Annotated in this window: 12 protein-coding genes; 10 read left to right on the forward strand and 2 right to left on the reverse strand. The window is 45.0% G+C overall.

Annotation, left to right across the window (positions count from 1 at the left end; genetic code table 11):
* Positions 1 to 60: 60 nt before the first annotated feature.
* Together LPY66_RS05265 and LPY66_RS05270 are read right to left on the reverse strand one after the other, a co-directional pair.
* Positions 61 to 300 carry a DUF2922 domain-containing protein gene (locus tag LPY66_RS05265; RefSeq protein WP_337987048.1) on the reverse strand — a complete coding sequence of 80 codons (240 nt, stop codon included), beginning with the start codon at positions 298 to 300 and terminating at the stop codon, positions 61 to 63.
* Between the two features lie 35 nt (positions 301 to 335).
* Positions 336 to 560: a DUF1659 domain-containing protein gene (locus LPY66_RS05270; RefSeq protein ID WP_337987049.1), complete on the reverse strand. Its 225-nt coding sequence runs from the start codon at positions 558 to 560 to the stop codon at positions 336 to 338.
* 354 nt (positions 561 to 914) lie between these two features.
* Between LPY66_RS05270 and LPY66_RS05275 the strand changes: the two genes are divergently transcribed.
* The 10 genes from LPY66_RS05275 (at position 915) to LPY66_RS05320 (ending at position 13,460) form a co-directional block, all read left to right on the forward strand.
* Positions 915 to 1,934: an NADH:flavin oxidoreductase gene (locus LPY66_RS05275; RefSeq protein ID WP_337987050.1), complete on the forward strand. Its 1,020-nt coding sequence runs from the start codon at positions 915 to 917 to the stop codon at positions 1,932 to 1,934.
* Positions 1,935 to 1,970: 36 nt separating this feature from the next.
* A complete protein-coding gene (locus tag LPY66_RS05280; RefSeq protein ID WP_337987051.1) occupies positions 1,971 to 3,035 on the forward strand; it encodes a phosphotransferase family protein in 1,065 nt (354 codons plus the stop codon).
* Between the two features lie 140 nt (positions 3,036 to 3,175).
* The gene (locus LPY66_RS05285; RefSeq protein WP_337987052.1) at positions 3,176 to 4,390 is read left to right on the forward strand and encodes an MFS transporter; all 1,215 of its coding nucleotides are present in this window, start codon (positions 3,176 to 3,178) and stop codon (positions 4,388 to 4,390) included.
* A gap of 342 nt (positions 4,391 to 4,732) precedes the next feature.
* Positions 4,733 to 6,970, forward strand: coding sequence for a molybdopterin-dependent oxidoreductase (locus tag LPY66_RS05290; RefSeq protein ID WP_337987053.1), 2,238 nt, complete (start codon positions 4,733 to 4,735; stop codon positions 6,968 to 6,970).
* A 30-nt stretch (positions 6,971 to 7,000) separates the two neighbouring features.
* Entirely contained in the window at positions 7,001 to 7,336 is a 336-nt protein-coding gene (locus LPY66_RS05295) for an oxidoreductase (RefSeq protein WP_337987054.1), read from the forward strand.
* A gap of 591 nt (positions 7,337 to 7,927) precedes the next feature.
* Positions 7,928 to 10,165, forward strand: coding sequence for a molybdopterin-dependent oxidoreductase (locus LPY66_RS05300; RefSeq protein ID WP_337987053.1), 2,238 nt, complete (start codon positions 7,928 to 7,930; stop codon positions 10,163 to 10,165).
* Between the two features lie 30 nt (positions 10,166 to 10,195).
* Positions 10,196 to 10,531, forward strand: coding sequence for an oxidoreductase (locus LPY66_RS05305; protein ID WP_337987054.1), 336 nt, complete (start codon positions 10,196 to 10,198; stop codon positions 10,529 to 10,531).
* Positions 10,532 to 10,617: 86 nt separating this feature from the next.
* The gene (locus LPY66_RS05310) at positions 10,618 to 10,851 is read left to right on the forward strand and encodes a hypothetical protein (protein ID WP_337987055.1); all 234 of its coding nucleotides are present in this window, start codon (positions 10,618 to 10,620) and stop codon (positions 10,849 to 10,851) included.
* A gap of 179 nt (positions 10,852 to 11,030) precedes the next feature.
* On the forward strand, positions 11,031 to 12,377 hold the full coding sequence (locus LPY66_RS05315; RefSeq protein WP_337987056.1) for an MFS transporter: 1,347 nt from the start codon (positions 11,031 to 11,033) through the stop codon (positions 12,375 to 12,377).
* Between the two features lie 279 nt (positions 12,378 to 12,656).
* Complete coding sequence (locus tag LPY66_RS05320; protein WP_337987057.1) at positions 12,657 to 13,460, forward strand: methyltetrahydrofolate cobalamin methyltransferase; 804 nt, start codon at positions 12,657 to 12,659, stop codon at positions 13,458 to 13,460.
* Positions 13,461 to 13,535 lie beyond the last annotated feature (75 nt).

Consider the following 13,535-nt stretch of genomic DNA (forward strand, 5'->3'; position numbering starts at 1 on the left):
CCAGACAGCTTGTCTACCCGTTAAAACTTATCGGGATTGTATTAATAGCCATTATTCGGATTATGCCTCCGGTGGGTCGTACAAGTCGTCGGTGGTTGTGTCAACGACTTTGATATCTCTTATTCCGGTAAGCGCACCACTGGAGGTCAGGAATATATCGCTTGTTATAATCGTGTTCATCACAGCCATGACTTCAGCCTGCAACAGACCTGTCTTTGGATTCGGCACAGTAACCGCCAAGGTTTTACCGCCGGCGGTTGTGAAGGTAAGTCTCAGGACGCGATTATTTGTTATCGCCATAAGCGCACCTCCTTTGGATCGGATTTGGCCGTCGGTTATTCATTGGTTAACTCGAAATTTTTACGATAAAGCACGTCGATAACCGGATATTGTGACAGACTGAATAACGCCTGTGCTGCGTCATAGAGTGCTTGTTCCGTGGCGTTGGCGCGCACATCACTCAGGCTTTTTTGCCGGGTTATCGGAGCGCCAACGCTGGTCTCGCCTGTTTGGTAGGCGACGACCAGCGTTGAATTCAACGGTGTAGAGACAACTGCCAAATTTCTCACACCCTTTCATATAAATTGACAGACCGCTTGGATTTGGCCAGTCCTTATAGTCTATGATGATGTTTGTCCAAAGGTATATAAAACAAGTCAATGATTTTTTTATCAAGGGGATGCAGGAGCGAATGGGGAGTAAATAAGATCTGAGGAATTTGGAAAATAAATTCTGGATTAAATAGCGATCAATTCTTGAGGAAACAGCATTTCCGTTAATTTGTCAAATCTGGTATAATACTGATCATAGGAAACCTCCGAAATACTGGTATTTTTGGTTTGTGGTAATTCTCATTATACCAAATTTGGCGGTTTTCTTATTGTATTTAAAGATAATGAGGATAGGAATCATTAATGGCTGAGTTATTTTCATCTCTACAAATCAAGGGTTTGACCCTGAAAAATCGGCTGGTCATGCCCCCTATGGCCCTGGATAATGCAGCTGAAAACGGTGAAATAACGGAGGAACAAATTGACCATTATACGGTGCGCGCCAGACCTGATAATATCTTAAATACCGGGATTGGTCTGATCATTGTCGAACATACCTTCATCCATCCGAAAGGGAAGTCCCATGTGAGACAATTGGGAATCGATGATGATGCAAAAATATCCGGACTGAAGTATATGACGGAAGCGGTACACCAGGAGGGGGTTCCGCTAGGGATACAAATTACGCATGCCGGAGCCAGAGCACTTTATAACCCTGTAGCACCTTCTGCTGAATTCTGTCCGCATATTATACGCAACAAACCGATGACAGATCCCAATGATCCGCCGCATGAACTTACTGTCGCCGAGATCAGCGATATTATTCAATACTTTGCCGATGCAGCACGCAGAGCGAAAAAAGCCGGATTTGATCTTATAGAAATTCATGGTGCTCATGGTTACCTGCTCAATCAGTTTTATTCCCCGCTTACCAATAAGCGGACAGATAACTATGGCGGGTCGTTAGTTAATCGCATGCGTTTTCCGTGTGAGGTTATCAGCGCGGTAAGAGAAGCTGTAGGGTCGGATATGCCTGTATTTTATCGATTAGGAGCCGATGATCGTCTGCCGGGAGGGACTACGATTCAAGACAGTATTGAAGCGGTACCGTATTTTATTAAGGCAGGGATCGATTGTCTTGATCTGTCCGGCGGGATTTGCGGGTATCTGAAGAACGGACCGGAAGCATTCTTTGCCTATATGGCCGAAGCGTTAAAACCCGTTGTCCATATTCCCGTACTCGTTACCGGTGGAATAAAAACGGTTCAGACTGCAGTGGAATTGGTCAAGAATGATACCACTGACCTGGTTGGTGTCGGACGGGCGATGCTTTCGGATCCGGATTGGGCGAGGAATGCCCGAAAGGCTGTAAGCCCCTGTTAGATAAACGGAAAACGAGCATTAAAGAGGGATATATCCATGCTGAAATATGAATTGCTTGTAAATCTGCCGGCTTATATAGAACGCAGCGATTTTAAGCGGGAGTTGGGTGTCCAAGGACAACTCACACTCCAATTTTTAGCGCAAGGTGAGTATAATATCAACTTTGTAATAGAAGGGCAGGCAGTGCCTAAACAGGATCGGAGCCTCAGATTTGTAATACGCGTCAATACTGGCAGTCAGATAAAGTCAACAAACCAAATCGCCTATGAATATCAGGCATTGGCACTATTAAGCGCCACGGGAGTAACGCCAAAGCCGTACTATTTGGATGACAGCCGATTGTGTATACCCTACGGGCTCTTGGTGATGGAATACCTTCCGGGGGAGCCGCTTGATTATCGCCGGGATTTGACAAAGGCGGCAGAAACATTTGCGCACATCCATCGTTTAAAACCGGAGAAAACCGCAACCGATTTTCTGATCAGAGATTCTAATCCGTTTTCCGCAATTGTGAGTGAGTCCGAGGACTTACTGACTCACTATTTCAATTGCCCGGATGCGGATCCGATAATACGCCAATTGTTAGAAAAGATACTCTTAGAGGCAAGGGAAAGAAAAAACGGGGAAATTTATCTCCGGCAGGAACCCTGGTTGGCTGTCATTAACACGGAAGTTAATTCTCATAACTTTATTGTCAATAGAGAATGCCAAACCTGCCATCTAATCGATTGGGAGAAACCGATCTGGGGAGAACCCGCACAAGACTTAAGTATGTTTGTCATTGCTACAACTACCCTGTGGAAAAGAAACTATCGGCTGAGCCGCGACGAAGAAACGCTCTTTATCAATGCGTATAAAAAAACATTGATAAAAGACGGTTATGATAAACATGTTAACACGTCGTATCTACCCACTTTGTCGGATCGGATTGAGATGTTCAAGTTCTTTAATTATCTCCGGGCAATTTCTTGGTGTGCGATGGCCTGGACGGAATATATTAAGCCGGGCCGCCCGTTGGTTAACACGGATACCTTTGCGAAAATCAAGACTTACCTTGAACCGGCGTTTTTAGTGGAATGTTTTCCCTTTGTTAAAAATTAGAGCCATATCGAAAGCATGAGGTAACACGATAGGATAGTTTTGTACAGGTAATAGATATTATCGATTATCGATTATCGAATTAGAAAAATGTAATTGTTGAAAAGGAAATAGCAATAGTAATGATAAATACAAACAACCAATTGAGTAACTCGGAAAACAAGTTGTGGACGACGCAATACTTCTTGGTGATGATGGTCAACTTACTTACCTTTATCAACCATTTTATATTTATTGCGTTGTTGCCCGTTTATGTCATACATATTGGTGGTACGAACACCGATGCAGGGCTATTGACCGGGCTCTTCTCAATCGCGGCACTGGTATTCCGACCGGTTTTTGGGAAATTGCTGGATAATAAAGGGCGTAAGATTGTACTCATCATGGGATTGACGCTTATCACTATTATGTCGGCGAGTTTTATCTTTACCCGTACCATTTCTTTATTGATGATTTTCAGAATCATCAATGGGATTGGTTTCAGTGCGGGGAGTACCGCAATTAGTACTGTTGTAGCTGATATATTGCCAAAAGCCAGGCTTGCTGAGGGCATTGGGTACTTTGGTATATCCAATAACATAGCGCAGGCCATCGGTCCGCTCATCGGGCTATATATTATCCAGGGCTATGGTTATACTGCTCTTTTTGTTGCTGTTGCAGTGGTATCTTTTATCAGCATGATTTGTTCATTCCCAATTAAATATACAAAACAGCATGCGAAAGAAAAAGAAGAGAAAGGGAAGCTAGCGGGCCAAAGCGACAGAAACACAAACATACGCTTACGCTTTTTAGAAACCGCTCTAATATCTCCGGCCCTGATGATGTTGCTTATTGCTACTGTCTTTGGCGCAGTTCAGACTTTCGTGGCTAAATATGCACTGAGCATGGGGATCAGCAATATTGGGATATTTTTTACGGTCTATGCGTTGGCAACCATTTTTTCCCGTTTTTTTTACGGACAGTTAATCACAACGATGGGTTTGGGGAAAACCTTGGTGCCGGCCATTCTTCTTGTTATCCTGTCCCAAATAATCCTCTCATTCGCCACGACGTTATGGATGTTTATCCTTTCGGCTATTTTTTACGGGTTTGGAGCGGGATTTATTATGCCGACGCTGAATACGATCATCGTATTATTTGCATCACCCAGCAAAAAGGGAATGGCACTTGCTCTTTTCTTTAGTGCCATGGATATCGGCGTCGGGTTCAGTGCTATCATTTGGGGGATCCTATCTCAGAACTTTGGTTACCCAGTCATCTATATGGGTAGCGTCGTATCCTGCGTCCTTGCTCTAATTATTTACGCAGTCTCATTAAAGAAAAGTCTTCACGAGCGACGACACCCTCAGGCGGATTAAGTTTATATAATATAGAAAATTTTTATTTTGCATCATAGGGATAACCATTACCTATGGTGCTTTTTTATTTAGTAAGTCGCTAGCAAATCTTAAATCGACATGGCTATCTCAAAACTAGATAAAGCGTTAACTTTGCTTATTATCCTGGGAAAATCAACTTACCCGCTGTTCTTAATCCTAAAAAGACATGGCGGAAAGGTATCAAGCTATAAAAAAAGCTCGAAATATCAGGGGTTTCAGCATTATTTTAACGTGGCATGCATTTTGCATAATAATCATGCGTTCGATTAAGACGGAATTAAGCCCAATTTTCGAAACTGATTTGAAAGGAAGGTAAGCTAAATGGAAAACCAATGGAAAAAGTTTAACCAGGACGGCAGCTACACAGTAAGAACGTGTGGATGGTCGCCGCCGGGAGATCATCCGGTAGGATGCGGTATGAAATTGCACGTCAAAGACGGCAAGCTGCTTAAAGTAGAAGGTGACCCGGAACATCCGATTACGCAGGGTAGATTATGTATTCGTTGTCTGTCACTGCCGGAATATGTCCATCATCCTCAGCGTATCACCTATCCGATGAAGCGGGTAGGCGAAAGAGGAGAAGACAAATGGCAGCGGATATCCTGGGATGAAGCTTGGGATATCATTGTAGAAAAGATCAATTACTTTAAAGAAACTTCCGGCATGGAGTCCATCGTAGTATTTGGCGGAACCGGAAGAGAAGCTTGTCTGTATTATTATCCTCTCGCCTTTTCTTCGATTGGAACACCGAACTGTTGTTATGCCTTGAGCGGCTGGTCCTGCTACGGTCCCCGCTGCTCGATCACGGACTACATCCTGGGAGCAGGATATCCTGAGATCGACTTTGCCGGTTATTATCCGGATCGTTATGAGCACGAGGGTTATGTATTACCTAAATATGTTGTGCTATGGGGCAAAAATCCGCTCATGTCCAACCCGGATGGATTCTTCGGCCACTCCCTCATCGACCTGATGAAGAGAGGAACCAAGATGATCTGTGTTGATCCGAGAATTCACTGGCTGGCAACCAGAGCAGAATATGTACTGCAATTGAGACCGGGCTCAGACACGGCTCTGGCGCTTGGATTGCTGAATGTCATTATTAATGAAGAGTTATATGACCGTGACTTCGTAGAAAACTGGACCTATGGTTTTGAAGAATTAAAAGAGCGTGTTCAGGAATATCCGCCGGAAATCGTATCGGAAATCACCTGGGTACCCAAGCAAAAGATCATCGATGTAGCCCGGATTCTTGGCACCTGCCATCCCGCGCCGATCCAATGGGGTCTGGCCGTAGACGAAAATCCGAACGGCGTACAGCTGGGTCATGCGCTTCTTTCGATCGCAGCCATCACCGGCAATTTGGACGTACCGGGCGGCATCACGTTAGGACCACCGGCTTCGATGTTGGGAAAATGGCGTATGGAAGTACGCAGCCAGATGCCGAACGAACTTTGGGAAAAGAGAATCGGTGCTGCCGAATGGCCGGCATTAAGTACAGCTATGGCGACAACGCATCCGGACGAAACACTGGATACATTGGAAACCGGCAAGCCGTATAAGCTCAGAATGGGCTGGTTCAACAGCAGTAACTTCATTACCCCGACCTGTTCCGCGCAGCCGGACAGATGGTACCGGGCATTGAAACAGCTGGAATTCTGTGTTGTACAGGATTGCTTCATGACACCGACCGCGCAAGCCTTTGGTGATATCTTCCTGCCGCTGCCGACGTTTGCTGAGCATGACGGTGTTGTTATTACGCACTTTGGCCGTAACGCCATCTTCCTTGGAGCCATCAACAAGGCATTTGAAGTCGGCGAATGCAAGTCGGACATCGAAGTCTGCATCGAGCTGGGTAAGAGACTGCATCCGGAACATTGGCCCTGGAATACGGCGGAAGAGTTCTTTGATGATCAACTGAAGCCGGAACTGGGCATTAGCTTTGACGACTTGAGGAACATGGGTGTATATCAACCCAACTACGAATATAAGAAATACGAAAAAGGTCTGCTGCGTTTTGACGGAGAACCGGGCTTTAACACGGTAACCGGTATGGTCGAATTGTGTTCGACACTCTTCGAATCGTGGGGAGAAGATGCGCTGCCGTACTTCAAGGAGCCGCATTACGGTCCTAACAGCACACCGGAACTCTTCAAAGAGTATCCGTTTGTTCTCACAACCGGAGCGAGAAAGTTCACCTCCTTCCATTCTGAGCACAGACAAATACCGACATTGCGTGAAATCGATCCGGATCCGGTCGTGGAAATCCATCCGGATTCCGCGGAGAAATACGGAATCAAAGAGGGCGATTGGGTCTGTCTGGAAAACATGTTCGGCAAAGCGAAGCTGAAAGCGCATTTAACCGCGACGATCCATCCGAAGGTTGTCCATGCTACCCACGGCTGGTGGTTCCCGGAACAGGATGCGAAAGAACCTCATCTGTACGGTGTATGGGAATCCAACATCAATACCCTGATCCCGCACAAACACATTGGGAAGCTGGGCTTTGGTGCTCCGTTTAAGAGTCTGATTTGTAAAGCTTACAGGGTCGAAGAATAAGACGACATTAGAGGAATGGAGGGAAAAGCAATGAAGGGATACGGTTTATTAATAGACTACGAATATTGCACAGGCTGTCACAGCTGTGAAGTTTCCTGCAAGAACGAGCATAAGATTCCTCTGGGCAAATGGGGGATCAAACTGGCGGAAGTCGGACCGTTTAAGATCGATGAAGATAAATGGGAATGGAACTATGTTCCTGTACCGACCCAGCTTTGCGATCTCTGTGAAGACCGGATCAACAGGGGAGAAAAACCATCCTGCGTGCTTCACTGCTTAGGTCTGGCTATGGACTACGGTCCGGTAGAAGAGCTGGCTAAGAAAATGGCTGCCAAAGGAACAAAGGTCACACTGTTCATGCCATAAGCGATGTTTTTGTAAAGCGTCTAATCACTGATTTTGTTACCTTTAGACATTGCTCCTCGTTATATGTGCCGTAGGTATCCTTCGGGGATACCTGCGGCCGATCTAGACTTGGTATTTAATTAAGGCAGCTGTTTTTTACCAATTAATTCTTAGCAAGCTGTTTATCTGAAGCAATTATAAAGGACATCCTAATTTGAAATATTGTCGCAAAACAAGAATGATTGTCTAAACCAATCATTATGCTCAATTTACGGATTTACTAAAATAAGCAATCCTAAAAAAAGATAACCCATGTGAATCATCACACAGGTTACTAATTTTAAATCCTTTATAAATCCAAGTTCCCGAGCCTTGGGGCATTTTCAGCAAGCTGGTACGTTTATTGCAATAGTTTGTGATGGACGATGCAAGTAGCTGAATATAGCAGACGTAAGTTATGATGACGTAGGCTATTGACCATCTATGATCTTTGAGATCATACCGAGGGGGTGTAGAGGACTAAGGAAGATCATCGTATAAGGTAATAGTTGGAAAACAACAATGGTCATTCAGAGTATCAAAAATACGAGTTCTTGAAAGGGTGAAAAGCGAATGGAAAACCAATGGAAAAAGTTTAACCAGGACGGCAGCTACACAGTAAGAACGTGTGGATGGTCGCCGCCGGGAGATCATCCGGTAGGATGCGGTATGAAATTGCACGTCAAAGACGGCAAGCTGCTTAAAGTAGAAGGTGACCCGGAACATCCGATTACGCAGGGTAGATTATGTATTCGTTGTCTGTCACTGCCGGAATATGTCCATCATCCTCAGCGTATCACCTATCCGATGAAGCGGGTAGGCGAAAGAGGAGAAGACAAATGGCAGCGGATATCCTGGGATGAAGCTTGGGATATCATTGTAGAAAAGATCAATTACTTTAAAGAAACTTCCGGCATGGAGTCCATCGTAGTATTTGGCGGAACCGGAAGAGAAGCTTGTCTGTATTATTATCCTCTCGCCTTTTCTTCGATTGGAACACCGAACTGTTGTTATGCCTTGAGCGGCTGGTCCTGCTACGGTCCCCGCTGCTCGATCACGGACTACATCCTGGGAGCAGGATATCCTGAGATCGACTTTGCCGGTTATTATCCGGATCGTTATGAGCACGAGGGTTATGTATTACCTAAATATGTTGTGCTATGGGGCAAAAATCCGCTCATGTCCAACCCGGATGGATTCTTCGGCCACTCCCTCATCGACCTGATGAAGAGAGGAACCAAGATGATCTGTGTTGATCCGAGAATTCACTGGCTGGCAACCAGAGCAGAATATGTACTGCAATTGAGACCGGGCTCAGACACGGCTCTGGCGCTTGGATTGCTGAATGTCATTATTAATGAAGAGTTATATGACCGTGACTTCGTAGAAAACTGGACCTATGGTTTTGAAGAATTAAAAGAGCGTGTTCAGGAATATCCGCCGGAAATCGTATCGGAAATCACCTGGGTACCCAAGCAAAAGATCATCGATGTAGCCCGGATTCTTGGCACCTGCCATCCCGCGCCGATCCAATGGGGTCTGGCCGTAGACGAAAATCCGAACGGCGTACAGCTGGGTCATGCGCTTCTTTCGATCGCAGCCATCACCGGCAATTTGGACGTACCGGGCGGCATCACGTTAGGACCACCGGCTTCGATGTTGGGAAAATGGCGTATGGAAGTACGCAGCCAGATGCCGAACGAACTTTGGGAAAAGAGAATCGGTGCTGCCGAATGGCCGGCATTAAGTACAGCTATGGCGACAACGCATCCGGACGAAACACTGGATACATTGGAAACCGGCAAGCCGTATAAGCTCAGAATGGGCTGGTTCAACAGCAGTAACTTCATTACCCCGACCTGTTCCGCGCAGCCGGACAGATGGTACCGGGCATTGAAACAGCTGGAATTCTGTGTTGTACAGGATTGCTTCATGACACCGACCGCGCAAGCCTTTGGTGATATCTTCCTGCCGCTGCCGACGTTTGCTGAGCATGACGGTGTTGTTATTACGCACTTTGGCCGTAACGCCATCTTCCTTGGAGCCATCAACAAGGCATTTGAAGTCGGCGAATGCAAGTCGGACATCGAAGTCTGCATCGAGCTGGGTAAGAGACTGCATCCGGAACATTGGCCCTGGAATACGGCGGAAGAGTTCTTTGATGATCAACTGAAGCCGGAACTGGGCATTAGCTTTGACGACTTGAGGAACATGGGTGTATATCAACCCAACTACGAATATAAGAAATACGAAAAAGGTCTGCTGCGTTTTGACGGAGAACCGGGCTTTAACACGGTAACCGGTATGGTCGAATTGTGTTCGACACTCTTCGAATCGTGGGGAGAAGATGCGCTGCCGTACTTCAAGGAGCCGCATTACGGTCCTAACAGCACACCGGAACTCTTCAAAGAGTATCCGTTTGTTCTCACAACCGGAGCGAGAAAGTTCACCTCCTTCCATTCTGAGCACAGACAAATACCGACATTGCGTGAAATCGATCCGGATCCGGTCGTGGAAATCCATCCGGATTCCGCGGAGAAATACGGAATCAAAGAGGGCGATTGGGTCTGTCTGGAAAACATGTTCGGCAAAGCGAAGCTGAAAGCGCATTTAACCGCGACGATCCATCCGAAGGTTGTCCATGCTACCCACGGCTGGTGGTTCCCGGAACAGGATGCGAAAGAACCTCATCTGTACGGTGTATGGGAATCCAACATCAATACCCTGATCCCGCACAAACACATTGGGAAGCTGGGCTTTGGTGCTCCGTTTAAGAGTCTGATTTGTAAAGCTTACAGGGTCGAAGAATAAGACGACATTAGAGGAATGGAGGGAAAAGCAATGAAGGGATACGGTTTATTAATAGACTACGAATATTGCACAGGCTGTCACAGCTGTGAAGTTTCCTGCAAGAACGAGCATAAGATTCCTCTGGGCAAATGGGGGATCAAACTGGCGGAAGTCGGACCGTTTAAGATCGATGAAGATAAATGGGAATGGAACTATGTTCCTGTACCGACCCAGCTTTGCGATCTCTGTGAAGACCGGATCAACAGGGGAGAAAAACCATCCTGCGTGCTTCACTGCTTAGGTCTGGCTATGGACTACGGTCCGGTAGAAGAGCTGGCTAAGAAAATGGCTGCCAAAGGAACAAAGGTCACACTGTTCATGCCATAAGCATGCCATGATGGTACCTCTAAGGGGGGATATCCCCCCTAGAGAACCTTTTGCCTCAATCAATCATTATAGTAGGAGGTAATATCATGAAGAAACCAGAATTTTTAGCGCTGGATGACGACAGCAAATTGAACTATCTTAATGAAGAAGCCGCCAAGGGACTGTCCTATGGTGATATCTGTGTAGGTATTGGTATGACCAAAGAAGAACTTGGTAAAATTGGTTACTATTTTGTTAGAAACAAGTTTATGAAGAAACCCATGAAGGGTTACGGGACAACAGAGCGCAGCGGTAATGAGTATACCGACAGATTTAAATAATTTCTCCTAAGAAAATCATTTACCAGTTTACAAGCACTATTGTTTTAGCATACGTTCGTTTATCATAGGTATTAAAATCAATGCAGGCAATAGTGCTTGTCGACTATTATAGCAAAATGGACTGATCATCGTATTTTAATTCTTTGTATCGCTTATTATTTAAATAGGAGGAAGTTTATATGGTAGAAAAATTAAAGAATAGCATCGTCAATCTCTATGGTGTTGGCGAATTAGGATTTATTCTCTTAATGACAATGGCGACATCGTACTATTCATACTTTATTACCGACGTTGCTTTATTATCGGCTGCGGCTATGGGTACCATTCTCTTAACCGCCAGAATTGTTGATGCGATCTCAGTATTTTTTGCTGGTGGAATTATAGAAAAAAGCAACTTGCCATGGGGTAAATACCGTTCCTGGCTCATGATCGGTCCTGTATTTATTGCAATATTCTTTTTAGTGATGTTTTATAATCCGAATCTGGCTCCTGCTGCTAAAGCGTTGTATTTAGGCATTGCTTATGTCATTGCACACGTTTGTGTTAACCTGTCAACAGTTGCTTACTATACGATGGTTGCTGTCCTAGGTAAAGATCCTTCGGACAGAATTGTTCTTTCAGCTAGAAGAGGACAAGCAAACGCAGCAGCTAAAGTAATTTTCGGTTTAATTGCCATGCCTATGGTCATTTTTATCGGCGGCGGAAACGAAGCAAAAGGATTTTTCCTGACAGTACTAATTTTCGCAATTATCATGATGGCTTCGTTCTTCTTGATTGCTAAAATTTCTAAACCTTACGATCTTCCAAACAACGCCAAAACTACAGGCGCGCCTAAAGTAACTTTAGGTGACATGGGGAAAGCCATCGGGACAAACAGCCAGCTCCTGCTTCTTATGCTCACGGAAGTTACCCGATTTACAGCGATGTTCGGAACTTACGCGATGGTAACTTACTACTTCAAGTATGTTGTGGGAAGCATGCTGATGATATCCATTTTCTTTGTGGCGATTAACGTTGCAATGCTGCTTGGTACCATAGTATCTCAGATACTGGCTAAAAAGATTGATAAGAAAAACACGTATCTTACAGGTTTAGTTATTTTCCTTGCCTGTCTTGTTTTAACGTATCTGTTCGCGAATAATGCGACAACATTTATCACGCTTATGGCAATCGGCTTCTTTGGCTTTGCATTTGGAAACACGTTAAATACTGGTATGTATTCCGATGCTGCGGATTATGCGGAGTGGAAAAATGGTAAAAGTACTAAAGGCGCTGTAATGGCGATGTTTACACTCCCGATCAAAATCGGAATTGCCATCGGCGGAGCAGTTGCTGGTTATGGTCTGGCAGGGATTGGCTACGTTGCCAAGGCTCCGGTTACTCCTGAGTTGATTAGCGGTGTTAAAATGTTAATTACAGCCATTCCTGGAATTGCAGCGATTATTGGAATTATCGTATTGCTCTTCTATAAACTGAGTGCTACTAAACTTGCGCAATATCAAAAGGAAATAAGAGAAAGAGCATAGTATCTCGTTATAGTGTTAATAATTTGGCGGTGAATTTAGTCTTTATCTATAGATATGAATATACTTAGAAAAGATTAGATTCACTGCCTCCTCTTCTGTCTGAGTATAATAAGCTATTGTTTATAAAATTGCTAAGATTATTATTAAGTTTGCAATGGGATATTATTTTCATGAAATCATTTTATTTACTGATGGCATCTTACTTACTGATAGCATCTTACTTACTGAAATAATTTATATCAGCATTTAAAATGCTGATATATAGGGGGAAAATACATAGTGATTATCATTGGCGAAAAAATCAACGGCGCGATTCCATCCGTCGCCAAAGCCATCGCGGAAAAGAATGCAGATTTCATCTGCAACCTGGCCAAAATACAGACTGATGCCGGAGCTAATTTCATCGACGTCTGCGCATCCACCGATGTCAGCCTCGAGGTTGAGACCCTGAAATGGCTCATCGACCTGGTTCAGGAAGTGACCGATACCCCAATTTGCATCGATAGCCCCAATGAACAGGCCATCGTTGCTGCCATTCCGTTCTGCAAACGCCCGGGACTCATTAACTCCGTATCCGGCGAAGGCAACAAGATCGACGTTATTTTCCCGATCATCGCGGATACCAAATGGGAATGCGTCGCGCTGCTCAATGATGACAGCGGCATCTCTAAGACGGCGGAAAAACGTCTCGAAGTTTTTGCCAACATCATGAAACGGGCGAAAGAATTCGGCATTGCCCCGTCCCGTCTCCACATCGACCCGCTGGTTGAAATGCTTTGCACATCCGAAGACGGCATCAACATGATCGTCGACGTCATGAAAGAAATCAAACGGCAATACCCTGCCATTCATATTACCGGCGGCTGCAGCAACGTCTCCTTCAATCTGCCCGCACGGAAGCTCGTCAATCAGGCTTTCCTCGTACTGGCCATGAATGCCGGTATGGACAGTGGTATCATCGACCCGACCAATCAGGACCTGTTGGGGATGATCTTCGCTACCGAAGCGCTCATGGGTCAGGACGAATATTGCATGGAATACATCGGTGCCTTCAGAGAAGGCAAATTCGGTCAGAAGAAATAATCTCACCGTAACATCATGTAACATCATTTAACCTTATTTAACCATAAGTAACCTTTAAGTAACCTTTAAGTAACC

This window comes from Dehalobacter sp. DCM, assembly GCF_024972775.1.
In the GTDB taxonomy this organism is placed as follows: domain Bacteria; phylum Bacillota; class Desulfitobacteriia; order Desulfitobacteriales; family Syntrophobotulaceae; genus Dehalobacter.

Coding starts and splice junctions, on each gene's coding strand:
- LPY66_RS05265 (WP_337987048.1), bottom strand. CDS start 300: ATGGCGATAACAAATAATCGCGTCCTGAGACTTACCTTCACAACCGCC.
- LPY66_RS05275 (WP_337987050.1), top strand. CDS start 915: ATGGCTGAGTTATTTTCATCTCTACAAATCAAGGGTTTGACCCTGAAA.
- LPY66_RS05280 (WP_337987051.1), top strand. CDS start 1,971: ATGCTGAAATATGAATTGCTTGTAAATCTGCCGGCTTATATAGAACGC.
- LPY66_RS05290 (WP_337987053.1), top strand. CDS start 4,733: ATGGAAAACCAATGGAAAAAGTTTAACCAGGACGGCAGCTACACAGTA.
- LPY66_RS05295 (WP_337987054.1), top strand. CDS start 7,001: ATGAAGGGATACGGTTTATTAATAGACTACGAATATTGCACAGGCTGT.
- LPY66_RS05300 (WP_337987053.1), top strand. CDS start 7,928: ATGGAAAACCAATGGAAAAAGTTTAACCAGGACGGCAGCTACACAGTA.
- LPY66_RS05305 (WP_337987054.1), top strand. CDS start 10,196: ATGAAGGGATACGGTTTATTAATAGACTACGAATATTGCACAGGCTGT.
- LPY66_RS05310 (WP_337987055.1), top strand. CDS start 10,618: ATGAAGAAACCAGAATTTTTAGCGCTGGATGACGACAGCAAATTGAAC.
- LPY66_RS05315 (WP_337987056.1), top strand. CDS start 11,031: ATGGTAGAAAAATTAAAGAATAGCATCGTCAATCTCTATGGTGTTGGC.